The organism is Microbacterium proteolyticum, from assembly GCF_030818075.1.
Classification (GTDB): Bacteria; Actinomycetota; Actinomycetes; order Actinomycetales; family Microbacteriaceae; genus Microbacterium; species Microbacterium proteolyticum_A.
In genome coordinates, this window is record NZ_JAUSZZ010000001.1 from 1,136,829 (window position 1) to 1,161,398 (window position 24,570).

A 24,570-nucleotide genomic window follows, 5' to 3' on the forward strand; every position below is an offset into this window, starting at 1 on the left:
CGTCCTCGACGCCTGAGAGCGCACCCGCATCGTCAGAGCCGCACGACCACCTTCTGAGCCGAGACGCCCGCGCGTTGGCGGTCGAGGGCGTCCTGCACCACCTCGAGCCCGTTGCCGACGACGAGCGGTGCGGGTGCCGGACGCAGAGCGCCCTCCGCGAGCAATCGCGGAACGACCTCTCCCCAGAGACATTCGCCGGTGTCGTCGTCGCGCAGGCTGCTGCCCCACACGAACCCCGCGCGGATGCCGAGGCGACGAGCGCGAGAGGTCGAGCGCAGGGTGCCGAGGCCGATGCGGGTGAAGACCGGCACCATCGCGGGGAAGAGGTGCCGCCGCCCGACGAGGGAGTCGAGCGAGACCGGCGTGCTGACCATGGCCAGTCGCGTTCCGCCGGTGCGGGACAACACGTCGATGCACGCGTCCGTCGAGCCCACGCCCACAGCGACCGCGCCCGCGACGGGGCGTCCCGCGATGGCGGCGACGAGATCGTCCACCGCCGAGCTCGAGCGATGATCGACGACGACGTCGGCACCGAGTGAACGCACCGCATCGGCGTTCTTCGCGGATGCCGTGGTCACAACCGTGTATCCAGCGGCGCGCGCGAGCTGGATCGCGTTCATCCCCACGCTGGTGGATCCGCCCCAGACCATCACGACCTCGTTCTTCTCCTCGGATGCCGGGCCCACACCGGCATCCGCAGACCCAGGTGCGCGGGTTGGAACAAGGCGCAGGCGGCCGTGGACAGTCCGAGGGGGAAGACGGCGGCCTCTTCATCGGAGAGGTCATCGGGTGTGGGGGCGGTGAGACGCTCGAGCAGGGTCGTGAACTCCTGGAATGCGCCCTCGCGGAGGGGGTCTCTGCCGCGATCCGTGCCGGTTGCGAGTCCGAACACGCGCTGACCCACGCGGAACCGGTGGACGTCGGCACCGACCGCGACCACCTCCCCCGCGACGTCGGAGCCGAGGACTGCGGGCGTGGGGAGCCAGCGATACGTGATGCGGCTGGTGCCCTAAATGACCCAATCGACGGGGTTCACCGCCACGGCGCGCACGCGCACGACGATCTCGTCGGCACCGGGTGCCGGTGTGCGGACTTCGGCGAGTGCGAGCCGGGCTCGGGGAGTGGCGAGCGTTGCGGCGACGTGCGTGGACATGACGGCCTTCCTCGTGATGACACGGAGTGTCTTCACTATAGGTGTGATGACACCATGTGTCATCGCATAGGATTCCGGCATGGCCAGATGGGCACCCGACACGCACGAGCGTCTGCGCGAGGCTGCCCTCGACCTCTTCGTCGAGCGCGGCTTCGACGCCACGACCGTGGCCGACATCGTCGAGCGAGCGGGGGTGACGCGCCGGACGTTCTTCCGCCACTTCGCCGACAAGCGGGAGGTCTTCTTCGACGGCGACGAGATCCCCCGGCTCGCCACGGATATGCTCGCCGCCGCCCCCGCCGACGCGCCTCCGTTCGCGATCGCCTGGAACGGCCTGCAGGCGCTCGCCGCCGAACGCTTCGAGCCGCGCCGTGCGCAGATGGTCACCGCTCGTCGCCTCATCGAGGCGGAGCCCGCACTGCGCGAACGCGATCTGCAGAAGCAGTCCGATCTGCGGGCGGCGGTGACCGAGGGGTACCGCGCGCGGGGTGTCGAGCGACTGAGGGCACGGGTCCTCGCCGGCGTCGTCGTGGAGCTGCTGCAGACGGCGTTGGAGCAGTGGGCGGCCGACGACACGGACGCGACGCTCGCGAGTCACCTGGAGCGGGCCCGCGCGGAGATGGCCGAGATCCTGGACGGCGTCGTCGCCCGGCGGTGACGTTCCGTGTCCGATCGCGCGGAGCTCGGCGCCCGACGTCGACGCCGGACCGGCTCTGGCCCGGGAGCCATGCCCGGTGCCGGGGGCCGGGGGTGCCGGTGTCGCGCGGGCGCGATCGCCCGAGTGCGGTGGTGGCCCCGGGGCCACATCCGGCGCCCCGGGGCCACGGACGCCGCCCCGAGCCTTCGCTCTCCGTCCGCAGCTACGCCGATGTCGGTGGCCGCGGATAGCCTGGATGACGTGACCAGCACCCTGCGCCTCGACCGGCCGGGCTGGCGCACCTGGACCCTGTGGGCGGTCGGCGTTCTGGCCTACGTCGTGTCCATCATCAACCGCACGTCCCTCTCCGCGGTGGGAGTCGATGCCGCCGTGCGTTTCGGCGCCGACGCCTCGGCGCTGTCGATGTTCGCCGTCATCCAGCTCTTCGTCTACGGCGCGATGCAGATCCCCGTCGGCCTGCTGCTCGACCGGTTCGGCGCACGCCCGATCATCGCGATCGGCATGCTGCTGATGGCAGCGGGACAGCTCGTCATGGCCTTCGCGGATGCCGTGGGGATCGGCATCCTGGCCCGCGTGCTCATCGGCGCGGGCGATGCCGCCATCTTCCCGAGCGTGCTGCGGGTGATCGCCACGTGGTTCCCGGCGCAGCGCGCGCCGGTTCTGGTGCAGCTGACGGGCATCCTCGGCCAGCTCGGACAGATCGTCGCCGTGGTGCCGCTCGCCGCGCTCCTGCACGCCACGAGCTGGAGCGTCGCCTTCGGCAGCGTCGCGGGACTCGGGGTGCTGTTCGCTGTCCTCACCTACGCCATCATCCGCAACCGTCCACCCGAACGCCGATCCGACCCCGTCGACACCTCCGTCGACACCCAGACCGGGGCGATCCGTGTCGTGAAGTCGGCACCCGATCTGCGGAAGGGCTTCCGCGAGTCGTGGGCGCACCCCGGCACGAGACTGGGTTTCTGGTCGCACTTCGCGACACCGTTCGCCGGTACGGCGTTCATGCTCCTGTGGGGCTTCCCTTTCCTGACCGCGGGCGAGGGGCTCGAGCCCGCCACGGCGTCGCTCGTGATGACATCCCTCGTGCTCTTCGGCATCCTGAGCGGGCCGGTGATCGGGGCGCTGTCGAGTCGGCATCCGACGCGCCGATCCCGTTGGCTGGTGCTGCCGACGGTGGTGTTCCAGGCGCTCGTCTGGCTGATCGTCATCGCGTGGCCGGGTCCGGCCCCGGTGTGGCTGCTCGTCGTGCTCATGTTCGCGTTGTCGACCGGGGGACCGGCCTCAATGATCGCGTTCGACCACGCCCGCACCTTCACGCCGAGTCATCGCCTCAGCACGGCGACCGGGATCGTCAATGGCGGCGGTTTCCTCGCGGCGCTCCTCGCGATCCTGTTCATCGGTATCGCGATGGACGTGCAGGGGGCGGGGACGCCCGACACCTACTCCCTCGACGCGTTCCGCCTCGCCTTCCTCACGCAGGTTCCGCTGTGGCTGGTGGGCGGGATCGCAATCGTCGTCGAGCGCGGACGCACGATCCGCCACGTGAGCCGGACCGACTCGCCCTCGCCGTCAGGGCGCTGACGCGTCAGGACTCGCTCCCCGGTCGACCCGTCCGAGGCTGCCGGCCCATGCGAGCGCGTCGTCGGATGCGTCGTGAGCGGACAGGTGGTCGCCGAGAAGGTAGGCGGCCGTGTGGTGTGCGCGCAGTTCCGCGAGCACGGCGTCGGGATGCCCCTCGGCAATCAGGTCGACGACGCGTCGATGTCGCGCCGCGCGCTCGAGGAGAGACTCGGCCCCCGCCTGTGCCTGACGGTTCAGCCGCATGAGTATGGCCACCGGGAGGGCGATCGCGGCGTAGGCGGCGTTCAAGTGGTCGTTGCCCGCCAGGTTCACCAATGCCGTGTGGAACTGCAGACCGTCGTGAGGTGCCCGTGTCTCATCGCCCGAGCGGGCGTTGCGTTCCATCGCGTCCATAGCCGTCCGCAGGCGCTCGAACGTCTCGCCGTTCGCCGGTACCCCCTGCTGCACCGCGAGGGCCTCGAGCTGTTCGCGCACCGTGGTCACCTGGAAGGCGTCCTGCAGAGTCAGCTGCACCACGCGGCTCCCCGCACGCGGCACGTGGACGATGGCGCGTCGACTCTCCAGTGCGCGGAGGGCTTCACGGAGGGATTGCCGTCCGACGCCGATCTCCGCGGCGAGTGCATGCTCGGTCACATGCGCGCCCATGGCCAACCGTCCGTCGATGATGCGGTCGCACAGTTCCGCCGTCGCGATCGCGGTGACGCTTTCGGGGCCATCGATGAGGCCGCCCTCCCGACGCCCCCTTCCCCTTGCGGTTCGCTGCATCGGACTCCTCCCGGGCACCACGCCCGACGCATGGGTTAGGGTAGCCTTACCTAGTCGACCATGACGGATCAAGGATACCCCTCATGCCTGCGAAACGCTTCCCCGCCTCTCTTCTCGCCCTCTTCTCCGTCGCTGCTCTCACGCTGACCGGGTGCGCGGCTGTCAGCGGCGGCGGTCCGGCGGCGAAGGAGGGCGACCGAACCGTCGAAAGCGTCCTCGGCCCGGTGACCGTGCCCGAGACAATCGAATCGGTGGTGGTCCTGGAGGGGCGCCGCGACCTCGACATCGTGTTGTCGCTGGGTCTGCCCCTCACCGGGTACCCGTACGAAGAGGCCGCTGCGCTGGACCTCGAGGCTCCTGTCGCGCCGGCCCTTGCGCGGGCGGTGGGCGCTTCGCCAATGTTCCTTGCCGAAGAGGTCAACCTGGAGGCGATCGCGGAAGCTGCGCCGACTCTGATCGTCAGCCGCATCGACGACGTCGAGCCCATCCTGGACGAACTGCGGGCGATCGCCCCCGTGCTGGCGATCGGCGATCAGACCACGAGCTCGTGGCAGGACGACCTCCGTCTCGTGGCCGAGGCGACGGGGACGCAAACTCGCGCCGCGGAGCTCATCGCGCAGTACGACGCGCGCGTGGCGGAGGTGTCGGAGGCATACGCCGACGTTCTCGCGTCCCAGACGTTCGCGCCCATCAATGTGACCTCCGATGGGAGTGATGTGCGCCCCAACCGACTGCTCTCGACCGTGCTGCAAGACCTCGGCGCCGCGCCGTCCGCCGCTTTCGCCGAAGCGATTCAGAGCGGCGAGGGCATCGAGTACTCCCCAGAGCAGCTGGTCTCGAAGTGGAGCGATGCGACGGCTGTCGTGGCGCTGGTCAACGACGCCGCGTCGTGGAACGAGCTGCAGACCGATTCATTGTGGACGCAGCTGCCCGCGGTCGCCGGAGGCCATGTCGTGCGCTCCGACAAGCAGACCCACGAAGGTGCGGCACTGACCGCGCTCCACAGCATCGACGTCATCGAGTCGCTGCTCGCCACTTTCTGAGAGCGGAACCCTGAACCTGTCGTCGGGTGGCATGGCGCGCGCGGCGCTTCTCATCGGCGCGGCGTTGGCCGTCACCGTCGTGTGCCTCACTCTCGGTCTGATGGTGGGCTCGAGAGGGATCGCCCCGGTGGCGGTGTGGCAGGCGCTGCTGGGGGCCGCGGACCCGGAAGCGCGTGCGATCGTGCGAGACCAGCGTCTGCCCCGCACGCTCATCGGGATCGTCGGGGGCGCTGCTCTGGCGGTCGCGGGTGTCGTCGTCCAGGGTCACACCCGTAATCCGCTCGCCGATCCGGGTCTGCTGGGAATCACGGCCGGCAGCTCCCTCGCTGTCGTGGTCGGTATCTCGGCTCTCGGTCTCACCACACCCGCTGGTTACCTCGGGGCGGCATTCGGCGGCGCTGCCCTGGGCACGATCGTCGTGGTCGTCATCGGGCTCGCAGCGAGTCGCCGTCGAGACGCGTCCCCCGCGTCGCTGGTGCTCGCCGGAACGGCCGTGTCCGCCCTGCTCGGCGCGATCACCGGGATCATCCTGCTGCTCGACTCCGCCGCGCTCGACCTGTTCCGCTTCTGGACGGTGGGCTCGTTGAGCGCAGGCCGGGACCTCGATGTGTTCATGGCCGCACTCGTTCCTCTCGCGGTGGGCGGCGTCCTCGCCGGTGCGCACGCTCGCGCGCTCGATGTGCTGGTGCTCGGCGACGACGTCGCGGCCGCTCTGGGGCGCCGCCTGCTTCCCACCCGGCTCCTGGGGTTGGTCGTCGTGACTCTCCTCGTCGGTGGGGCGACCGTGGCCATCGGAGCTCTCGGATTCGTCGGGCTCGTCGCCCCTCACCTCGCGCGACGGGTTTTCGGCGAGAAGCACGAGGTGCTCCTGCCCGCGAGTGCGATGCTCGGCTCACTCCTCGTCGTCATCGCCGACGTCGTCGGACGTGTCATCATCTCGCCCGCAGAACTCCCGGTCGGCGTCGTGCTCGCGGTCATCGGCGCTCCGGCGCTCCTCGCCATCATCGTCCGCACCCGGAAGACCTGCGCATGAGCGCGTCCACCACTCTGCGAGTCGGGAGGTTCTCGCAGCAGGTCCGCCGACGAACCGTCGTCGTCTCCGCGCTTCTCCTCGTCGCGACCGTCCTGCTGGCCGGTGCCGGGCTGGCCCTGGGCGACTACACGCTCGCCCCCGGGGATGTCGTCGCCGCGCTCCGGGGGGAAGGAAGTGCCCGCGACCACCTCGTCGTCAACGCCATACGTCTCCCACGCGTGGCTCTCGGCATCGTCGTGGGGGTCTGTCTCGCCGTCGCCGGCGCGATCGTGCAGACGACGGCACGCAACGCCCTGGCGAGTCCCGACCTTCTCGGCGTGTCGGCGGGCGCGGGCGCGGGCGCGGTCGCCGCGATCGTCCTCAGCGGCACGAACGCCGCCGGCTCCGCGGCGCTCGACGTCATCGGGACCCCGCTCGCCGCTCTCCTGGGCGGCGTCGTCGCGGCCGCCACCGTCGGACTCCTGCTCCGCGTCACGGGCACGACCGGTCTGTCGCCCCTGCTCGCCGGTGTCGGCGTTTCCGCGCTGTTCGGGGGACTGACGAGCTGGATGCTCACCGCGGCGAGCATCGACGACGCGGCCCGAGCGAACGCGTGGCTCGCGGGCTCGCTCGGCGGCAGAGGATGGTCGGAAGTCGCAGCCGTCACCGTCGCCGCCGTCACGGCCCTCGCCCCCCTGATCGTCCTCTCCTCGCGGCTCCCCGCGCTGGAACTCGGACCATCCATCGCGACCTCGCTGGGCTTCCGCGTGCCGCACTCGGTGGGACTTCTCCTTCTCATCGCGGTCGTTCTCACGTCCGTCCCCGTCGCCGCGGCGGGCCCGATCGGCTTCATCGCTCTCGTCGCCCCTCATCTCGCACGTCTCGCCTGTCGATCACCCCGGCCTCCGCTCGTGGCGAGCGGGGTCGCGGGAGCCGCGCTTCTTCTCGCGAGCGATCTCGTCGCACGGTTCGCACTGGCCCCCCTCCTTCTCCCCGCCGGCGCGGTCACCGCCGTCATCGGCGCGCCGTTCCTCATCTGGCTGCTCGTTCGTTCGAGGAAAGACCCCACGCAATGACCTCTGTGTTCACCGTTCGCGATCTCGTCCTCCGATTCGGGGAACGCTCGGTGCTCAAGGGCATCGATCTGGAGATCCCCGCCGGCCGGGTGACGGCCATCATCGGTCCGAACGGGTGCGGCAAGTCGACCCTCCTCCGCAGTCTCAGCAGGCTCGGCCCGGCGGGCGACGGGCAGGTGCTCCTGGAGGGCACGCCGATCGCCGACATTCCGCATCGCGTTTTCGCTCGCCAGGTGGCCCTTCTCCCGCAGGCCCCGATGGCGCCGGAGCAGTTGACCGTCATCGATCTCGTCACGCGCGGGCGAGACCCGCACCGGCGCTGGTACGACCAGTGGTCACGCGCCGACGAGGACATCGTGCTCGATGCACTCGATCGCACCGGTCTTCGCGAACGGGCGGACCAGCCGCTTTCCACCCTTTCCGGAGGGCAGCGGCAACGCGCCTGGATCGCGCTCGCGCTGGCGCAGAGCACACCCGTCCTCCTTCTGGACGAGCCCACCACCTATCTCGACATCGCGCACCAGCTCGAAGTCCTCGATACCGTTCGTCGGCTCCATCTCGAGGGGGTGACCGTCGTCATGGTGCTTCACGATCTCAGCCTCGCCGCTCGTTATGCCGACCACATCGTCGCCATGCGTGACGGCCGGATCGCCGCGACAGGAACGGTCGAGACCGTCATCACCCCGGACATGATCCGCAGCGTTTTCGACATCGAGTGCACGATCCTGGCCGATCCGAGGACCGGGCGCCCCGTGGTCCTGCCGCATTCGCCCACATGAACGACAAGGGTGCCCCGCGACCGCACCTGATGTCGCACTCGACGCAAAAGGGGACCGTCTGGCCGCCGCGCCCCTCTGCGGCGGCCGGTCAGCCGTTGATCAGCCGCTGCCAGATGTCGATGATCAGCGGAATGACGTCGGACGCGCGGTCGGCGGAGCCGATAGCCACGACGGTCAGCGGGAAGACCGTCACCGCGAGGGCGACGAGCAACGCGACGACCGCGAGCGCCCACGACGACCGCGAGCGCCGGCGGGTGACGGCGAGCAGAAGCGCACCGACGACGATCACGATCCCCAGCAGGGTCACGCCGATGACGCTCGCGAAGGGGAAGGGGACGAGTCCGGCCGTCGTCGCCGTCGTCGCGGCCAGGAAGCCGACCAGGGGAAGGGACAGAGCCAGCGCGATGATGGCCGAGACGGCGGTTCCGACGCCGGCGGCGATGAAGACGCCGCGCGGGCGGCGCGCGAGGGCCGAGCGCGCGCGCATCACGGGATCACCTCGGACAGCGTCTTGGCGGCGGCTGGTGAACGTGGGTGCGAGTCGTGTCCTCTCGTCGGTGAAGCGTTCGTTCGCATACACCGGTGAGACGCATCGACGTGCGCGAACGTCACGTCGAAGAGGCGATCGGGCGTCGACGGCGGCGGTGCCAGACTCGATGCATGAGCGACTTCGCGATCCGCACCCTCGACGACGTCGGCGGCATCCACGAGGCAGCCCGGGTGCTCGATGAGGTGTGGGGCGAGCGCGGCACGATACCGGCCAACATCCTCCGAGCGCTCGAGCACGCGGGTAACTACGTCGTCGGGCTTTTCGACGGCGACAGGATGATCGGGGCATCCGCGGCGTTCTTCGGCCTGCCCGCCGCGCGGACGATGCACTCGCACATCACCGGCATCCTGCCCTCGCACCAGGGCCGCGGTCTGGGTCGCGCGCTCAAGGACCACCAGCGCGTGTGGGCAGTCGAGCGCGGCGTCGGGCACATCACCTGGACGTTCGACCCGCTGGTCGCGCGCAACGCCCACTTCAATCTGGCGGTGCTCGGCGCCCGTGCCACGGAGTACCTCGTCGATCACTACGGGGCGATGGCGGATGCCGTGAACCGCGGCGACGAATCCGACCGGCTCATGGTGTCGTGGGCGCTGGCCGAGCCGCCCGTCCCGACTCCCGATGAGGCGGACGTCGTCGCCGTCGTGGCGGCGCCCGATGACATCGAGAGCCTGCGTCGCACCGACGCCGCGGCGGCCCGCGACTGGCGCCGGCGCCTGCGCGACGAGCTGGCCGGGCACCTGGCATCCGGGCGCCGGATCGGCGGCTTCGACCGCCGGGGTTATCTCATCGTCGAGTGACGGACGGTCACCGCTCGGTGATCGGGGTATCTTCCTCCGCCGCCGGGTCGCCCTGACCCGGACCGGGACGCACCGCCGCGTCATCGCGCACGTCGATGCGGGTGACGCCGTCGTGGTGGCTCACGTCGAAACGGGGAGCGGCATCCTCTTCCGTGGCTTTCGGGGCCGACGTCAGCTGATCGTGACGGTTCTCCTCAAAGCTCTTCTCGTCGCTCATCTCGCTCACTCCTCTCCGGCCGAACGCCACGCGTCCGACTCCATGTGCGAGCCCGCCTGGGGGCCCATCTGTAGCATCCCGCCGTCGACGACCCAGCTGGCGCCCGTGACGTACGAGCCCGAGGGCGAGGCGAGGAAGCGGATGACGTCGGCGATCTCCTCCGGCTTGCCGGGGCGGCCGAGGGGGATGCCGGGGCGATGGATGCGATCGGCATCCTCGGCCGACATGTCGTTGATGGGGGTGGCGATCTCGCCCGGCGCGACGGCGTTGGCCGTGATGCCGTACTGACCGAGCTCGAGAGCCATGGTCTTGATGAGGCCGCCGACGCCGTGCTTGGCGGCGACGTAGGGTGCGGAGCCGACCCGCGGCTGATGCTCGTGCACGCTCGACACCACGATGAGCCGTCCGCCGTTGCCGGCCGCGACCATGCGCTTCGCCGCGGTGTGCAGGGCGAGGAACGCGCCGTCGAGGTTGAGCGAGATGTCTGTGCGCCAGGTCGTGAAGTCGAGGTCGAGGAAGCTCCCGCCGATGCCGCCGCCGGCATTGTTGACGAAGACGTCGAGCCCGCCGAGCTCGTCGGCCATGGCGTTGACGGCATCCGGAACCGCGTCGAAGTCGGTTGTGTCGAACTGCGCGACGATCGCCCGGGAGCCGCGCGCGCGCACGGCCGCAGCGGTCTCTTCGGCGCCGTCCTTGTCGGAGTGGTAGGTGACGGCGACGTCGATGCCGGCCTCGGCGAGGGCGATGGCGGTGGCGGCGCCGATGCCCGAGTCGGAACCGGTGACGATCGCGTGGCGGGGGGTGAAGTCGGCGGTCATGCGCACGACGCTACGCGCGCGCCGCGGGGCGGGTTCCGGCCTTGCCACGGCCGGGTGCGGGCGTTACGGTCGGGCTCCTCTCCCCGCCGACGCCGCGGCCGGGTCATCCCCTCCCCGCCGACGCCGCGGCCGGGTCATCCCCTCCCCGCCGGCGCCGCGGCCGGGCCATCTCCTCCTCGCCGGCGCCGCGGCCGGGCTAGCCTCGCCTCATGCCCCTCACCCGCGCCGCCGTGCCCGTGACCCTGAATGCCGTCGAGCTCCGCGTCCTGCAGATCCCGCTCGTATCGCCCTTCACGACGTCGTTCGGCACCGAGACGGTGCGCGAGGTCATCGTGGTCGCGGCCGAGACCGCCGACGGGCGCGGCTGGGGAGAGGTCGTGACGATGGCCGCTCCGCTGTACTCGAGCGAGTACACCGACAGTGCGTGGGACGTGCTCGCCCGCTACCTCGCCCCGGCGCTGCTGCAGCGTCGCACCTTCGCGCCCGAGGAGGTGCCCGGCATCCTGCATCCCTTCGTGGGGCACCGCATGGCGAAGGCGGGGCTCGAGCTCGCGATCATCGACGCCGCCCTTCGCGCCGAGGGTCGCAGCTTCGCGCAGTACCTCGGCGCCGAGCGCGACCGAGTGCCCTCGGGGGTTTCGGTCGGCATCCAGCGCGACCCCCAGGCGCTCGTCGACACCGTCGGCGGCTACCTCGACGAGGGCTACGTGCGCATCAAGATCAAGATCAAACCCGGGCGCGACGTCGACGACACCGCCGCCGTCCGCGCGGCCTTCCCGTCGATCCCGCTGCAGGTCGACGCGAACTCCGCGTACACCCTTCAGGATGCCGACACCCTCGCCGAACTGGACCGCTTCGACCTGCTGCTGATCGAGCAGCCCCTGCAGGAGGACGACCTCGTCGACCACGCCGCCCTCGCGAAGCGGCTCGGCACCCCGGTGTGCCTCGACGAGTCGATCGTCTCCGACAAGGCCGCGGCCGACGCGCTCGCCCTCGGCGCGGCGGCGATCATCAACATCAAGGCCGGACGCGTCGGCGGCTACCTCGAGGCGCTTGCGATCCACGACCGCGCCCGGGCGGCCGGCATCCCGGTGTGGTGCGGCGGCATGCTCGAGACGGGCATCGGCCGCGCCGCCAACGCCGGGCTCGCCGCCCTCCCGGGCTTCACGCTGCCGGGCGACATCTCGGCATCCGCCCGGTTCTACGACCGCGACATCGTCACCGAGCCGGCGGTGCTCGAGGACGGACACGTGCGGGTGCCGACCGGCCCGGGACTCGGCGTCGACATCGACGAGGCGGCGTTGACGGCGTTCACCGTGCGCGCCGAGCGTCTCACGCGATGACCGGCAGGCAGGGGTTGCGGGAGACCGAGCGCGACGACGTGCCGTGGGGGAGGCCGGCGATCGCCGGCATCCCTCTGCCGCCCTTCCTGGATGCCGACGAGCGCACCGCCTACGTCCGGTCGCTGCAGACGTATGTCGCCCTGCTCGACGAGGGCGCGCCCACCGCGACGACGGTCGCGCTCCTGGCCGCGCTCGAGCGAGGGATTCCCGCGGTGGGGGAGGCCTGGAGCGCAGAGTTGTCGATGCTCGAACTCGACGTGAGCGTCGCCACCTTCTTCCCGGCGCCGTGGACGCCCGAGCGCCTCGCCCCCGCGATGGATCCCCTCGAGCACTTCTCGCCGCGGTTCACCCGCGGCGCGTGGAGGTGGCATTTCGACCCCGAGTACGAGGCGACGCCCACGACGACCGGCTGGCGGATCGAGCGGCACGAGCGCGGATCGCGCACGACGGCGGAGCTCGACCACCGCGATGACCTCGTGCTGCTGTGGATGGACGCGTTCCGCAATCGGTTCCCCTACCCCATCGCGCACATGCCGTCGCCGCGGGCCGCGCCCGTCGAGGAATTGGCGGCCGCCGCCCGGAGCGCGCGAACGGCGCACGCGGTCGACATGTCGATGCCGTACCTCGCGAGGTGGAGGACCCGGCCTCTCCCGTCGGGAAAGCCGGGCGGCGCGACTCGATAAACTGGGGGTCCGCGCGTTCCGCGGCATCCCCACTCTCTTTTGCGACCATTGGAGCCACCGTGGCCGAACAGTCCCGCCTCGATAAGGTCATCGCCCTCGCCCGCCACCGCGGGTTCGTGTTCCAGGCCGGTGAGATCTACGGCGGTTCGCGCTCGGCGTGGGATTACGGTCCCCTCGGCACCGAGTTGAAGGAGAACATCCGCCGGCAGTGGTGGCAGACGTTCGTCCGCGGTCGCGGCGACATGGTGGGGCTCGACTCCAGCATCGTTCTGCCCAAGCGCGTGTGGGAGGCCTCCGGTCACGTCGCGACGTTCGCCGACAAGGTGGTCGAGTCGACCATCACGCACAAGCGTTATCGCGCCGATCACCTGTGGGAGGCGTTCGTCGCCAAGCGCGGTCGCGAGCCCGAGAGCTGGGACGAGGTTCCCGACCCCGACACCGGCCAGCGCGGCAACTGGACCGAGCCGCGGTCGTTCTCCGGTCTGGTCAAGACCTACCTCGGCGTCGTCGACGACGAGTCGGGCCTGTACTTCCTGCGCCCCGAGACCGCGCAGGGCATCTTCGTGAACTTCTCGAACGTGCTCACGGCATCCCGTCGCAAGCCCCCGTTCGGCGTCGGCCAGGTGGGCAAGGCGTTCCGCAACGAGATCACGCCCGGCAACTTCATCTTCCGCACGCGCGAGTTCGAGCAGATGGAGATCGAGTACTTCACCCCGCCCGCCGAGGCGAACGAGTGGTTCGAGCACTGGGTCGAGGCGTGCTGGAACTGGTTCATCGATCTCGGTATCGACCCGGAGAACATGAAGCGCTTCGACGTTCCCGAAGACGACCGCGCGCACTACTCCGCCGGCACGATCGACGTCGAGTACCGCTTCGGCTTCCCGGGCAAGGAGTGGGGCGAGCTCATGGGCGTCGCCAACCGCACCGACTACGACCTCAAGAGCCACTCCGAGGCGTCGGGCCAGTCGCTCACCTTCTTCGACCAGGCCTCGGGCGAGAAGTACACGCCGTACGTCATCGAGCCGTCGTTCGGTCTGACCCGCGCCATGATGGCGTTCCTCGTCGATGCGTACCGCGAAGAAGAGGTGCCCAACGCCAAGGGCGGCACCGACACCCGCACGGTGCTGAAGCTCGACCCGCGCCTCGCGCCCGTCAAGGTCGCGGTGCTGCCGCTCTCGCGCAACGAGCGCCTGTCGCCGCTGGCCCGCGAGGTCGCCGACACCCTGCGCTCGGCCGGGTGGAACATCGACTTCGACGACGCCGGTGCCATCGGCCGCCGTTACCGTCGCCAGGACGAGATCGGCACGCCGTACTGCGTCACGGTCGACTTCGACTCGCTCGACGACAACGCCGTGACCGTGCGCGACCGCGACACGATGGGCCAGGAGCGCATCGGCCTCGACGCCCTGCACGGGTACCTCGCCGAGCGGCTCCGCGGAGCCTGATCCGGTCATGACGGGTTCGGAGGACTTCGTCGGGATCATCCGGGCGGCCGTCGCGGCCGACCCGGGCAACATCGGCCTGCGCGTCGACCTCGTCGAGCTGCTGCTGCAGGCGCAGCTCGACGAGGCCGCGGCCGAGATCGAGCGCATCGCCGAGCTCGGCGCGAACGCGGCCACCGTGGGCGTGCTGCGCGCGCGGCTCGCGGCGGCGCGGCTGCGCGCGGGGCAGACCCCGGATGCCACGCCCCCGGTGCCGGGCGCGGGTGCACCGCCCGCCGCGCCGGTGACGCCCCCGCCGGCACCCGCCCCGCCGTCTTCCGCGCCGATCGTGCCCGGCCCTCCAGCCGCCACGACGGGGCAGCCCGCTGCGCCCGCGGCGCCGACGGGGCAGCCCGCTGCCCCCGCGGCCGTGACGGGGGAGCCCGCCGCGCCCGCGACCGGCTCCGTCGGCACCACGCCGCCCGGCGATGCGCCCCTGCTCGAGGTGGCGGCCGACAAGGTCGAGAAGCCGGTCTGGGACGTCGAGCGCCCCGTCGTCACCCTCGCCGACGTCGCCGGCCTCGACGAGGTCAAGCAGCACCTCAACGGCGCCTTCCTCCTGCCCATGCGCAACCCCGAAATGGCGCGCATGTTCGGCAAGGCCCCGCGAGGCAGCCTGCTGATGTACGGCCCGCCCGGCTGCGGCAAGACGTTCATCGCCCGCGCGATCGCGGGCGAGCTCGGGGCGAACTTCGTGCACGCGACGCTCGCCGACCTCGTCCGGCCGCACTTTCGGCGAGACCGAGCAGTCGATCCACTCCCTCTTCGAGGCCGCGCGCGCCGCGCGACCCTGCGTGGTGTTCATCGACGAATTCGACGCCATCGGCGGGCGGCGCAGCTCCGGCGGGTCGTCCGCGCAGTCGTTGCGCATGTTCGCCAGCCAGCTGCTCGAGGAGTTCGACGGGGTGGATGCCGACAACGACGGCGTCTACATCCTCGCCGCCACGAACCGCCCGTGGGACGTCGACCCGGCCCTGCGGCGTCCGGGGCGCATCGACCGCACCGTGCTGGTGCTCCCGCCCGACCAGCCCGCGCGACTCGCGATCGTCGAGAACGCGCTGCGCGACAAGCCCGCCGCGGCGGTCGACGCGCGGGAGCTCGCGCGGCGGACCGAGGAGTTCTCCGGTGCCGACATCGCCTACGTCGTGGACCGGGCGATCGAGACCGCGTTCACCGAGTCGGTGGCATCCGGGGTGCCGCGCATGATCGGCACGGCCGATCTCGAGCAGGCCGCCACGAAGGTGGTGCCGTCGACCCGCGAATGGTTCGAGCAGATCAAACCCGTGCTCGAGTACGGCGTCGACGACGGCACGTTCGGCCAGCTGCGCGCCTACCTCAAGCGCCACCACATCTGACATGGCATCCGATCCCCTCGGCCAGGCTCGCCGGTACCTCCTGCTCGGCGAGCCGCAGAAGGCGCGGCTGATGCTCGAGCTCGTGCTGTCGGAGCATCCCGACCACGGGCCGGCGCTGCTGCTCATGGCGATCACGCGGACCGAGATCGGCGATGCCGAGGGAGCCGAGCGCGACGCGCGCCTCGCCTTCGCGCACCCTGAGCTGCGGGCGGATGCCGCGTCGCTCCTCGCCCGGATCACCATGGCGCGCGATTCGACCGAGGCGCTGGGCTGGGCGAGCGAGGCCGTGCGGCTGGATCCGGGGCGCAGCGAGTTCCGCCTCGTGCTCGCGCGCATCCTTCGCGAACGACGGCAGTTCGACGCGGCCCGTCGGGAGGCGGAAGCGGGCCTGACCACCGCGGCCGGCGAGGACGAGCGGGTGGAAGCTCTCGTCACCGCGTCGTCGATCGCTCTGCAGCAGGTGCCCCGTCGTGAGGAGGCGGTGCGTCTGGCCGAAGAGGCGGCCCGCATCGACCCGACAAATCCCTCGGTGGGGCAGATGCTGGCCGCGGCGCAGATGGCGAGCGGGCGCCGGACCCAGGCGATCGTCACCGCCCGCCGCATCCTCAGCGAGAACCCGGTCGCACGCGTTCCCCCGTACCTCGCCCAGGTGGCGACGGCCTTGCTGGTGCGGTTCCTGATCGGACTCGTCACGCTGGTCTCTGTCGTCACGCCGTTGCTCACGTTCGCGATGTTCGCGCAGATCTACGGGATGCCGGTCGGCTCGCGCGTGGGGGCGGCGGTCGCGTTCGGATCGGTCTGTGTGATCTGCGTGGGCGTGCTGAGTCCGCTCCGTGACCCGGGCGTCTCCCGCGCGGTCCGGCTCTTCCTGCGTCAACGCCCGATCGAGGTGGTGGCCCTGGTCACGGCGGGCGTGATCGCTCTGGGGTATCTGGTGGTGATCGTCACGGGGTTCTTCCCGCTGATCCCCCTGATGCCTCTGCTCGCCCTGGCGGTGTGGACCGTGCACGAGGTGAAGCTGACGCAGCTGCGCCCGCCGGTGTCGTGAGGACCTGCCCCTCCGTCCGGCGCGACGCCCTGCGCTCAGCCGCGTCCGCCGGGGGAGAGATCGCGTGCGGTGCCGTCTGACACGGCGGCGAGCGCGGCGATGATGCGCGCCGCGCGCTGCTCGGCCTCCCACGGCGCGACGAGGTCGATCCACCAGCGCGGCTCCGCGGCGGCCGGGGCATCCTCGCCGAGGAGCCGCCACACCTCGGTGGGTCGCGCGGGAACCGGATGCACGATCGTCAGCACGGTGGCATCCCCGTCGACGAGCACGATCTGCATACCCCCGGCGTCGAGGCGGTAGGCGAGCGAGGGTTCGGTCGCGGCGACGGAGTGGGCGACCTCGCGCAGCCCGATCACGCGCGGGGTGAGCAGGACGTACTCGTGGGGCATCAGCGGTTCCGCCATTCGTCGATGTCGAGCCGGAACCCCGTCAGTTCCGCGACGCGGTCGGCGCCGAGAGTCTCGGCGATCTCGACGAGCCGGTCCCAGGCGATCTCGACGGGCTCCTCTGACCGTCGGAGGGGGATCACGAGCGCGGGCGTCCGCGGGCGGCCGGCCACGCGCGCGCCGAAGCGCTCCGCCCAGGTCGCGGGGTCCAGCGCGAGGTCGCGCACCGCGGGCGCACCGACCAACAGAGCCAGGGGCCGGGGCGTGGGGGCGACGAACGCCGAGGTTGTGAGGTCGGCTCGGCCCGGACGCGTGAAGAGAGCCGCCATCAGGGGCCACGGGGTGACGGCGAGCTCGTCGAGCAGCTCGACCGCGGCGTCGGGCTGCCTGACGGCTTCAAGCACGAGGGCAACTATGTGGTTCGATACGAGGACGGCGTCCCGGGGTCGCGGATCTTGGCGGAGAATTATTTAGGTCTTCGCGAGCGCTCCGTCCACAATGAAGGATCTGACACACTTGTGCTTGGGCGTTATGTGAAGAACGATCCCACTTCCTACATTGCGGTTGCTGAGCGCGACGGTGCTAAATACTTCGATATGGGTCCTGAGTGGAGCCAGGCGGAGAATAAGTATGGGTTGTCGCCCCGGGATGATATGTTCAATTTCTTCAACCGGCCGGTGCTTGACGAGGCGATGCGATCTGGGATGAAAATACGGTTCACTCATGACCCGGTTAGCGCTCGAGGTAGTTTCTTGGAGACCGAAGCCAGATATCTAGTTGCTCACGGATACCGCATCATGCCCGACGGGAACGGTGGCTTCTATGCCCAACGATGAATCAATGTCGGATCTGGCCCGCTTGCTGGACGCGAGTTTGCGGCGAGTATTCGGGGGCGAGCAGAGCGCTCTCGTATTCAGAGAACTTCAAGAGGGGGATCACTCGTGGATGCAAGCATCTTTCGTTCTGTACGAATACTGGGAGATTCTATTCACGTACGATCGCGGCGCCTTCGGGTTCTCGATACCATTTCGCTTTTCTGGGCCCGCGGTTCTGGATGGACCTACGGATGTCTTCACGCTAGATGATCTCGACTCGCTCTTGCATGAAGTCGGAAGTCGCGTGAGGCTTAGAATTCCCGATAAGTATTTGGCTGCACGTGGAGTCGGTATCTGAGGTTTATACTTCGGAGAGGAGCTTTTGGTCATGGAGGCCAAGTGCATAGAGACGGCTGCGACACTGTTCCTGATGGAAATGGGGGATAGTATGCGACTCCAGGAGTCAATGTCGGCGTATGTGAAAACCTTTAGTCGTGCGGTTTAGAACGTTTTAGGCGAAGATCAGGGCAGTCTGATCTTTCTGGAGGTTCATCACAGGCCTCGGCCGGGGCTCCAAGCGTCGTTTGTGCTCTACGAGTACTGGCAGATCATTTTCGGTTATAAAGACGGTAGTTTCGGGTTTGAGATTCCCTTCCGAACTTCGTCGGCGGCGGTACTCCTTGGTCCGACCAAAGAGTGGGCTCTGAATGATCTCGAGGGCGTTGTACGGGAGGTCGACCGCCGTGTGAGACTCCGAATCCCGGACAAGTATTTGGCCGCACGGGAGGCAGAAGGTCTTTGCGCATCACATTAGTGCGTTGCGTCGACATCGTTCCGTGACCCGATTCCTGTGGATGCAGACGGGGGGGGGGGGGGGGGGAGACGTGGGAAGTGACACCAGGAGGGACGTACCGGATGCTCGCAATTCTCGATGATCTCACCGGAGGGTAGGTCCCGGTGGGCGGATGGAAGCCGGACCTCCCGTGATGGTGCGCGAACTGCATCAGCGGGGGATGTTCGCGCTCATCGTGCGCGAGCTGCTGGCCGCGGGGGCGTCATGAGTACTTCGTGGTATGTCGACAGCGTGGCGAACGCCCTCTGGGAGTCCATGAGCGCGGATCTGCTCGCGGGTTACGGGGGACGCGTGAGCATCGCAAAATTCCTCGGAAAGTCCAGCGAGGAAGAGGCGCAGAGTTCTTGGTCGTCGCGAGTCGCTCGCGATCTCGCCGAGCTCCCGCCGAATGTGTCGAGTACGCTCATCGTCGATCCGAGCTCTGCCCCGGTGGGGGTATGGCCTGAGGTCACGGCGCGTTTCGAGCTGGGCCGCGTGACGGTGAGTATCTCCGGTGAGGACGTGTGGAGAGCGGCGATGCGGCCAGGCTTCAGTGCGGCGATCATCGCGGGCCTGGGGTGGAAGTGGTGGGCGGGCCGGTGGGCTGACGCGCTCAGCGCTCTGGGCGCGCATCGCGGGCCGATTGTGCGCGCAGCGGACGACGACGATCTCTCGTGGATCGCTCAACGCCCCGCCGAGCCGGGACCGTGGACCCGTGCGCGTTCGGAAGCTGACGCTGTTCTGATCAGCGAAGCCGAGGCGTTAGGGACCCCTCGCCTGTTCGAAGTGTACGAGGAGTTGAACCGTGGTTGATGGTGCCCGGCGTGTGGAAGAGGCCCTCGCGAAGCTGCCCGTTGTTCGGGGAATGGACGTCGCCTTCACCGAAGAATTTCTTTCTCTTGCCGCGCGCGCGGGATACACGCCGAACAGGGAGGGCGCGCATTCCCTGTCGCTGGCGAACACAGGAGGTGAAATCCGCTACACGGTTTCGCCGTACCAGGGCGGGTATCTCCTCTCATCCGCTGAACGCGCGGAAGAGCCCGAAGGTCTGATGTGGGCTGCCGAACTTCGCTACGTGGAGGTCATGCTCGCACGCTTGCTCGCCGTCGCCCTGCGTTCCCGCGAGGGAATGGAGCCGGTGCGTCTGCCAATAGGATGGGAGGAGGCTGCCGACCAATTCGAGGCCATCGATTTCGGGGATGGGTGGACAGGCCTGGCGCGCGGCGGAAGTCCGCTCGCGCTGAAGGTTGCCGATCGGAACCCTCTGCACCCCGTGATCCAACTCTCATATCTTCTCGTCGGCGCCTTCGATGAGGTTCTCGTCTCGTTGTCGTCCGGAGACGGTGCCCCCCTCCTCATCCCGTACATCCGACCGCCGCGCCGGTGACGGCTCGTCCGCGGGCAGACCGAGAGTTCCCGAGAACCCCCTTGCTGTCCGGGAGCCGATCCCCATGCAGGGCCGGAGGCTCAGTACGAGTCCGAGATCCTCTTCCAGCGCGGCACGGAGTTTGAAGTCGTGTCCAAGTCAGCTGCCAGCCCCGGAGCGTCATGAATACTTCGTCGCACGTCGACAGTGTGGCAAACGCCCTCTGGGAGTCCATGAGCGCGGATCTGCTCGCAAGTTACGGGGGAGGCGTGAGCATCGCGAAGTTCCTCGGAAAGCCCAGTAAGGAAGAGGCACAGAGGTCTTGGTCGTCGCGAATTGCTCGCGATCTCGCCCAGCTTCCGCCGAATGTGTTGAGTTCGCTCATCGTCGATCCGAGTTCTGCGACGGTGGAGGTATGGGTCGGCTCGTTGTCATGCGGGTGAAGCGGCATGGCGATCCTTCCCGTCGGGCACCGGCTTACACCGCGAACGTCCTGTTCATCCACTCGGCGCTGACCTTGGCCGACTCCCACGGGTCCATGCTCGCGCGGTCGACCTCGATGATGATCCACCCCGCGAACGCCTCGGGGAGCGCTGCGAGCATCCGGTCGAGGTCGAGGTGGCCGAGTCCGGGTTCGAGGAAGATCCCGGCATCCGTCGCCGTCCGATACGGCGTCGGCGTGGCGCGCGACGCTTCGACCACGGTCATGTCGAGGTCCTTCACGTGGAGGTCGATGACGCGATCGGCGTGCCGGGCGATGATGGTCGCGGCGTCGAGCCCGGCCCACTCGAGGTGCCCGACGTCGAAAGACGCGCCCAGGCCGGGGATCGCCGCCAGCGTCTGCTCGATCTCGTCCTCGGTCTCGATCCACGTGCCGACGTGGTTGTGGAGCCCGGCCCGGATCCCCTCTCGACGCAGCACCTCGGTGGCCCTCCGCGAGGAACTCGATCTGCTCGTCGAGCCGCGCCTGCGAGAAGCCCGCGCCCACTGCGACGGCCTCGAGGGTCCGCACGGCGGAGGGCTCCCACGACACCTCCGGGGCGAGGAACACGGTGTCGAGGCCCGAGAACGACGACTCCTCGGCCTTGCGACGGATGCCGTCGAACCAGTGCACGCGCTCCGCCGTGCCGGGCGGGAGGACGGCGCCGTGGTCGCTGGGGATCGCGATCGACGCGTAACCGGGGGCGAGCGCGAGACCCGACTCGGCGATCATCGCCCGGAAGTCCTGCAGCGTCTGGGTCGGCAGCACCTCCATCATGACCGCCTCGAATCCGACCTCGCGGATCTGCCGGAGCACGTCGGGGTAGTCCGCGCGGAAGTCCGGGTCGGCGTAGCGCCACAGGCTCTCGCTGTTCGGGTCGGAGGGATCGGCCTTGACGTTGATCCACTGGATCGCGTTGAGCGCGACGCGGTCGCGACGCAGCGCGCTCATGCGTCGCTCCGCGCGTTGTAGACGACCACCGCGTCGGCGTCGACGGCATCCCGGTACGAACGGAACACCTCCAGCGCTTCCTCCCGCAGGAGCGGATCGATGACGCGGATGCCGCGCTCCTCGAACTGCGCGGCCCAGTCGTCGCGCATCGGCCCTTCGTCGAAGGTGGTGATCTCCTCCAGCTCGGGTCCGGAGCCGGCGACGGCGAGCGTCCGCACCCCCGACCACAGCGTGGCGCCGTAGCACTGGACGCACGGCCGCCAGTTGACGACGAGCTCGTGCTCGGGCTGGTCGGCTCCGCCGAGGTCCCAGGTGCCGAGGGCCTGCTGGGCGGTGCCGAGGGCGGTGACCTCGGCGTGCGCGGATGAGATGCCCGAGGCGAGCACGACGTTGACCCCCACCGACACGATGCGCCCAGTGGCGGTCTCGGCGACGAGCGCGGCGAAGGGGCCGCCGTTGCCCTCGCGCCAATTGCGGTCGGCGAGGGCGTGCACGAGCCGCATGCGGTCGGCGCGGTCGGGGATGACCTCGGGGACGTCGGAGAGGGCGTCGGACACCCAGTCGGGAAGGGTGATGCCGTAGCCGGTGGCGGACAGTTTCATCGGGGCTCCTTGCGGGGTGCGGGGGGTCGATCGGGTGTCACACGGTGACGGCGGTCAGGTGCTGCACAGCCGCGCGGGCGGCGCGGACAGCGGTCACCGCGCCGGTGAGCGTGGCGTTGGCGACGACGGCGGTCGGGACGACGCCGTTGCCGGCGACGTACAGGTTCTCGAAGCCCCAGACGCGGCCGTCGGTGTCGCACACGCTCGCGCCGTCGTCCGAGGATCCCATGCGGACCGTGCCGGTCTGGTGCAACGATGACCCCGGGGGCAGGAGCGCCGACTCGGTGACCGGGTCGAACGTGCCGAACAGTTCGCACAGCTCGACCATCGTGCGCTGCGCTGCGGCGATCGCCGCGCGATCGGCGTCGGAGTACCCGAACTCGATCTCGAACCGCGGCATCCCGGTGATGTCGGTCTCGCCCTCGATGAAACGCACGCGGTTCTCGCCGCGGCTCTCGACGGGGACGTACAGGGAGATGCCGACGCCGTAGCCGAGGGGCGAGCCGTGCTCGTCGGTGTACGTGCTGTTCATGATCTGTCCGTGGAACGGCTGCGCCACCCCGTTCTGCGGCAGCCAGAGGGAGTCGACGCAGAACTCGCCCGGCAGCGCCGTCGGGAGGTCCTCGACCGCGAGTCCGAACCGATCCAGGTCCATCAGGACCCGCCCGGTGAGAAACGCGTGCTCGTTGAGGTACCGGCCGAGGGCCGCGGGCCGGATGCCGGAGGCGTGGAGGAGCTGCGGGGTGCGGAACGTGTCGGCGCACACGACCGTGACCGCGGCCTCGACGACCACGTCGGCTCCGTCGGCCGACCGTCGCAGCCGTGCGCCCGCGACGCGCTCGCCGTCGTGCACCAGTTCGACGGCGAGGTGACCGGGGAGCAACTCGAAAGCGCCGTCCGGGGCGCCGCCGATGGGCGGGAAGATCACCGCCGGTCCGACGCGCTGACGGCCGGTTCCGCCGGGCGCGAAGGCCATCGGCATGGGCTGCGGCTCCCGCGGCGCCGGGGTCCGGGAGCCGAGGTGCGCAGCCAGACGATCGAGCACGACCCGCCCGGGCTCGGTGGGGCCGATGGAGGGCGAGGTGGAGTGGAGAACGCGCTGCGCCACGGCGAGGTCGTCGGTGAAGCGCTGGGGGTCGCCGAAGTCGAAGCGCTCGTCCCCGGCGGGCCAGGGCACCGCGGCCGTCCAGTGCGCCCCCATGCCCCCGACGTTCCAGGCCGCGGCCGCCATCGGCATGGCATCCGCGTCGTCGCCGAGGGCGCTCAGCAGGTGCAGCCGCGGCTCGAGTCCGGCGGCGTCGGTGGCGCGCGTCGGCTCGGGGGCCTCGCCGGCGTAGAAACCCTGGATGCCGATGGCGACGGCGGCGTTGTACGCGGACCAGATCTCGGGCTCGGGGACGTCGTGGAGGTGCAGCCCCGGCGTCGCGCCGATCGTCTCGCCGCCGTCGACCATCACGATGCGAGCGTCGGGGGACGCCGCACGGACGAGATGGGCGACGATGCTGCCCATGATCCCGCTGCCGATGATCAGCAGGTCGGGGGGCGTCGATGCGGTGTTCACGGTGTCTCCGGTTCTGGGGTCGGGCAGATGGTCATCCCGCGGCGCCCCGCATGATCGTGTCCAGCACGGATGCCGAGACGGCATCGCGCGCGACGTGTGCGGCTCCGAGCAGGACGGCGTCGGCGCCGAGGGCGGTGGGGAGGACGCGGATGCCGGGGTCGCCGCGCTCGCGCAAACGCTCTCGGACGAGCGGGATGAGGAGTTCGGAGGCGTCTTCGAGCCCGCCACCGAGCACGACGAGTTCGGGAGCGATCGTCCAGGCCAGCACGTCGATCACGTCGGCGAGTTCGGCCGCGAAGTCGCGCGCGAGCGCGAGGGCGTCGTCGTCTCCCGCCCGCGCCGCGGCCGTGAGGGCGAGCGCGGCCGTGCGGTCCGCCGCGATCGGCGAGCTGAGGAGGGAGAAGCCGTCGCCGTCACTCAGTGTGAGGCCGAGCACGTGGGACTCCACCAGCTCGCCCGCGGCGCCGCGGTGGCCGTGGTGGATCGCGCCACGGAGGAGGAAGCCGGCACCGGTGCGGTTTCCGTGGACGAGCCAGGCGACGTCGTCGTGTTCCGCGGCGGCGCCGGCGCGGCTCTCGGCGAAGGCGGCGAGGTTGGCGTCGTTGTCGGCGGTGACGGGGAACCCGAGCAGCGCGGTCGCGGTCTCGGCGAGGGGGAATCCGGTCCACGCCGGGGCGTTGATGAGGCGGACGACGACACCCGTACGGGCGTCGATGACACCACCGGCGGCGATCGTTCCGGCGGCGAGCACGCGCGGGTCGAGGCCGGCCTGTTCGCGCGCGATCCCGGTCACCGCGGCGAGGTGCTGCAGGGCGAGCTCGGGGGTGAGGTAATCGTCGCCGAGCGCGGTCTGCGCGCGGCCGAGCACCCGGCCGTGCAGATCGACGATCATGGCGTACGCCGTGTGCGTGTCGAGGCGCAGGGCGACGGCCACCCGGTGGTCGGCGACATAGGCGTAGCTCTTGGCCGGGCGCCCCGCGCCACCGGACGCGGTCTCGGACTCGAGGGCCCATCCGGCCCGGCGCAGCTCGTCGAGGATCGCCTGCAGTGTGCGTCGGCTGAGCCCTGTGCTCTGCCCCAGTTCCGCGAGCGAGGCCTCACCCGCTGCGGCGAGGGCGCGCAGGACCACGGCCGTGTTCATTCGGCGGACGCGTCCCTGATCCAGGCCTCCGGCCAGGCCGGGGTCGGGGTCGGTGCGTGTCGCTGTCATGGCGGAGCCT

General features: G+C 70.0%; 26 protein-coding genes and 2 pseudogenes. 15 read left to right on the plus strand and 13 right to left on the minus strand.

Annotation, left to right across the window (positions count from 1 at the left end; all coding sequences use genetic code 11):
- Nucleotides 1-32: 32 nt before the first annotated feature.
- The 3 genes from QE392_RS05210 to QE392_RS05220 all read right to left on the minus strand — a co-directional run bounded on the left by QE392_RS05210 (nt 33) and on the right by QE392_RS05220 (nt 1,153).
- A complete protein-coding gene (locus QE392_RS05210) occupies nt 33-686 on the minus strand; it encodes a zinc-binding dehydrogenase (protein ID WP_307448956.1) in 654 nt (217 codons plus the stop codon).
- Nucleotides 650-940 (minus strand): hypothetical protein, encoded by a 291-nt coding sequence (locus QE392_RS05215; RefSeq protein ID WP_373426440.1) that lies wholly within the window; start codon nt 938-940, stop codon nt 650-652. Before QE392_RS05215 ends, QE392_RS05210 begins: the two co-directional genes overlap by 37 nt.
- Before the next feature lie 69 nt (nt 941-1,009).
- On the minus strand, nt 1,010-1,153 hold the full coding sequence (locus QE392_RS05220; protein ID WP_307448959.1) for a hypothetical protein: 144 nt from the start codon (nt 1,151-1,153) through the stop codon (nt 1,010-1,012).
- Nucleotides 1,154-1,232: 79 nt separating this feature from the next.
- On the opposite strand from QE392_RS05220, the gene QE392_RS05225 reads away from it, so the two are divergent.
- Together QE392_RS05225 and QE392_RS05230 are read left to right on the plus strand one after the other, a co-directional pair.
- A complete protein-coding gene (locus QE392_RS05225) occupies nt 1,233-1,811 on the plus strand; it encodes a TetR/AcrR family transcriptional regulator (protein WP_307448962.1) in 579 nt (192 codons plus the stop codon).
- A 240-nt stretch (nt 1,812-2,051) separates the two neighbouring features.
- Complete coding sequence (locus QE392_RS05230; protein ID WP_307448968.1) at nt 2,052-3,389, plus strand: MFS transporter; 1,338 nt, start codon at nt 2,052-2,054, stop codon at nt 3,387-3,389.
- Here the strand turns inward: QE392_RS05230 and QE392_RS05235 are convergent.
- Complete coding sequence (locus QE392_RS05235; protein ID WP_307448971.1) at nt 3,378-4,154, minus strand: GntR family transcriptional regulator; 777 nt, start codon at nt 4,152-4,154, stop codon at nt 3,378-3,380. The two genes, QE392_RS05230 and QE392_RS05235, sit on opposite strands and share 12 nt — an antisense overlap.
- A gap of 83 nt (nt 4,155-4,237) precedes the next feature.
- Between QE392_RS05235 and QE392_RS05240 the strand changes: the two genes are divergently transcribed.
- From QE392_RS05240 to QE392_RS05255, 4 genes are read left to right on the plus strand one after another with little or no spacing between them, the layout of a single operon-like run.
- Nucleotides 4,238-5,197, plus strand: a complete 960-nt coding sequence (locus QE392_RS05240; protein ID WP_307448973.1) for an ABC transporter substrate-binding protein — start codon at nt 4,238-4,240, stop codon at nt 5,195-5,197.
- Nucleotides 5,198-5,228: 31 nt separating this feature from the next.
- On the plus strand, nt 5,229-6,230 hold the full coding sequence (locus tag QE392_RS05245) for a FecCD family ABC transporter permease (protein WP_307448976.1): 1,002 nt from the start codon (nt 5,229-5,231) through the stop codon (nt 6,228-6,230).
- Complete coding sequence (locus QE392_RS05250; RefSeq protein ID WP_307448978.1) at nt 6,227-7,285, plus strand: FecCD family ABC transporter permease; 1,059 nt, start codon at nt 6,227-6,229, stop codon at nt 7,283-7,285. Before QE392_RS05245 ends, QE392_RS05250 begins: the two co-directional genes overlap by 4 nt.
- Nucleotides 7,282-8,064 (plus strand): ABC transporter ATP-binding protein, encoded by a 783-nt coding sequence (locus QE392_RS05255; RefSeq protein ID WP_307448980.1) that lies wholly within the window; start codon nt 7,282-7,284, stop codon nt 8,062-8,064. Before QE392_RS05250 ends, QE392_RS05255 begins: the two co-directional genes overlap by 4 nt.
- 88 nt (nt 8,065-8,152) lie before the next feature.
- Here the strand turns inward: QE392_RS05255 and QE392_RS05260 are convergent, their stop codons facing one another.
- On the minus strand, nt 8,153-8,551 hold the full coding sequence (locus QE392_RS05260) for an MFS transporter permease (protein ID WP_307448982.1): 399 nt from the start codon (nt 8,549-8,551) through the stop codon (nt 8,153-8,155).
- Between the two features lie 173 nt (nt 8,552-8,724).
- Here QE392_RS05260 and QE392_RS05265 point away from each other — a divergent pair, with 173 nt between their 5' ends.
- The gene (locus QE392_RS05265; RefSeq protein ID WP_307448984.1) at nt 8,725-9,411 is read left to right on the plus strand and encodes a GNAT family N-acetyltransferase; all 687 of its coding nucleotides are present in this window, start codon (nt 8,725-8,727) and stop codon (nt 9,409-9,411) included.
- Between the two features lie 7 nt (nt 9,412-9,418).
- Here QE392_RS05265 and QE392_RS05270 read toward each other — a convergent pair whose 3' ends face one another.
- Together QE392_RS05270 and QE392_RS05275 are read right to left on the minus strand one after the other, a co-directional pair.
- Nucleotides 9,419-9,628: a multidrug transporter gene (locus tag QE392_RS05270; protein ID WP_307448986.1), complete on the minus strand. Its 210-nt coding sequence runs from the start codon at nt 9,626-9,628 to the stop codon at nt 9,419-9,421.
- A 5-nt stretch (nt 9,629-9,633) separates the two neighbouring features.
- On the minus strand, nt 9,634-10,446 hold the full coding sequence (locus QE392_RS05275) for an SDR family oxidoreductase (RefSeq protein ID WP_307448989.1): 813 nt from the start codon (nt 10,444-10,446) through the stop codon (nt 9,634-9,636).
- 209 nt (nt 10,447-10,655) lie between these two features.
- On the opposite strand from QE392_RS05275, the gene menC reads away from it, so the two are divergent.
- From menC to QE392_RS05300, 6 genes and pseudogenes are all read left to right on the plus strand, one after another.
- Complete coding sequence (menC, locus tag QE392_RS05280) at nt 10,656-11,789, plus strand: o-succinylbenzoate synthase (protein ID WP_307448992.1); 1,134 nt, start codon at nt 10,656-10,658, stop codon at nt 11,787-11,789.
- Nucleotides 11,786-12,472, plus strand: a complete 687-nt coding sequence (locus tag QE392_RS05285; protein WP_307448996.1) for a hypothetical protein — start codon at nt 11,786-11,788, stop codon at nt 12,470-12,472. The genes menC and QE392_RS05285 overlap by 4 nt, the downstream gene beginning before the upstream one ends.
- A 59-nt stretch (nt 12,473-12,531) precedes the next feature.
- Nucleotides 12,532-13,917 (plus strand): glycine--tRNA ligase, encoded by a 1,386-nt coding sequence (locus QE392_RS05290; protein ID WP_307449001.1) that lies wholly within the window; start codon nt 12,532-12,534, stop codon nt 13,915-13,917.
- A 658-nt stretch (nt 13,918-14,575) separates the two neighbouring features.
- Nucleotides 14,576-14,626, plus strand: a pseudogene (locus tag QE392_RS17505) (AAA family ATPase); the annotation flags it as partial.
- A 79-nt stretch (nt 14,627-14,705) separates the two neighbouring features.
- The gene (locus QE392_RS05295; protein WP_307454033.1) at nt 14,706-15,308 is read left to right on the plus strand and encodes an AAA family ATPase; all 603 of its coding nucleotides are present in this window, start codon (nt 14,706-14,708) and stop codon (nt 15,306-15,308) included.
- A 1-nt stretch (nt 15,309) separates the two neighbouring features.
- Nucleotides 15,310-16,356 (plus strand): tetratricopeptide repeat protein, encoded by a 1,047-nt coding sequence (locus QE392_RS05300; RefSeq protein ID WP_307449006.1) that lies wholly within the window; start codon nt 15,310-15,312, stop codon nt 16,354-16,356.
- Between the two features lie 35 nt (nt 16,357-16,391).
- Here the strand turns inward: QE392_RS05300 and QE392_RS05305 are convergent, their stop codons facing one another.
- Together QE392_RS05305 and QE392_RS05310 are read right to left on the minus strand one after the other, a co-directional pair.
- Nucleotides 16,392-16,745 carry a hypothetical protein gene (locus QE392_RS05305; RefSeq protein WP_307449009.1) on the minus strand — a complete coding sequence of 118 codons (354 nt, stop codon included), beginning with the start codon at nt 16,743-16,745 and terminating at the stop codon, nt 16,392-16,394.
- The gene (locus tag QE392_RS05310; RefSeq protein WP_307449011.1) at nt 16,745-17,146 is read right to left on the minus strand and encodes a DUF6177 family protein; all 402 of its coding nucleotides are present in this window, start codon (nt 17,144-17,146) and stop codon (nt 16,745-16,747) included. Before QE392_RS05310 ends, QE392_RS05305 begins: the two co-directional genes overlap by 1 nt.
- Before the next feature lie 1,468 nt (nt 17,147-18,614).
- Between QE392_RS05310 and QE392_RS05315 the strand changes: the two genes are divergently transcribed.
- Both QE392_RS05315 and QE392_RS05320 read left to right on the plus strand, forming a co-directional pair.
- The gene (locus tag QE392_RS05315; protein ID WP_307449015.1) at nt 18,615-19,202 is read left to right on the plus strand and encodes a hypothetical protein; all 588 of its coding nucleotides are present in this window, start codon (nt 18,615-18,617) and stop codon (nt 19,200-19,202) included.
- Nucleotides 19,195-19,776: an Imm61 family immunity protein gene (locus QE392_RS05320; protein ID WP_307449019.1), complete on the plus strand. Its 582-nt coding sequence runs from the start codon at nt 19,195-19,197 to the stop codon at nt 19,774-19,776. Before QE392_RS05315 ends, QE392_RS05320 begins: the two co-directional genes overlap by 8 nt.
- A 456-nt stretch (nt 19,777-20,232) precedes the next feature.
- Here QE392_RS05320 and QE392_RS05325 read toward each other — a convergent pair.
- The 4 genes and pseudogenes from QE392_RS05325 to QE392_RS05340 form a co-directional block, all read right to left on the minus strand.
- A pseudogene (locus QE392_RS05325) lies at nt 20,233-20,685 on the minus strand (sugar phosphate isomerase/epimerase family protein); the annotation flags it as partial.
- Nucleotides 20,686-21,183: 498 nt separating this feature from the next.
- Nucleotides 21,184-21,789, minus strand: a complete 606-nt coding sequence (locus QE392_RS05330; RefSeq protein WP_307449022.1) for a nucleoside deaminase — start codon at nt 21,787-21,789, stop codon at nt 21,184-21,186.
- 37 nt (nt 21,790-21,826) lie between these two features.
- Nucleotides 21,827-23,350 carry a GMC oxidoreductase gene (locus QE392_RS05335; RefSeq protein WP_307449025.1) on the minus strand — a complete coding sequence of 508 codons (1,524 nt, stop codon included), beginning with the start codon at nt 23,348-23,350 and terminating at the stop codon, nt 21,827-21,829.
- Between the two features lie 31 nt (nt 23,351-23,381).
- Nucleotides 23,382-24,560 (minus strand): ROK family protein, encoded by a 1,179-nt coding sequence (locus tag QE392_RS05340; protein WP_307449028.1) that lies wholly within the window; start codon nt 24,558-24,560, stop codon nt 23,382-23,384.
- Nucleotides 24,561-24,570 lie beyond the last annotated feature (10 nt).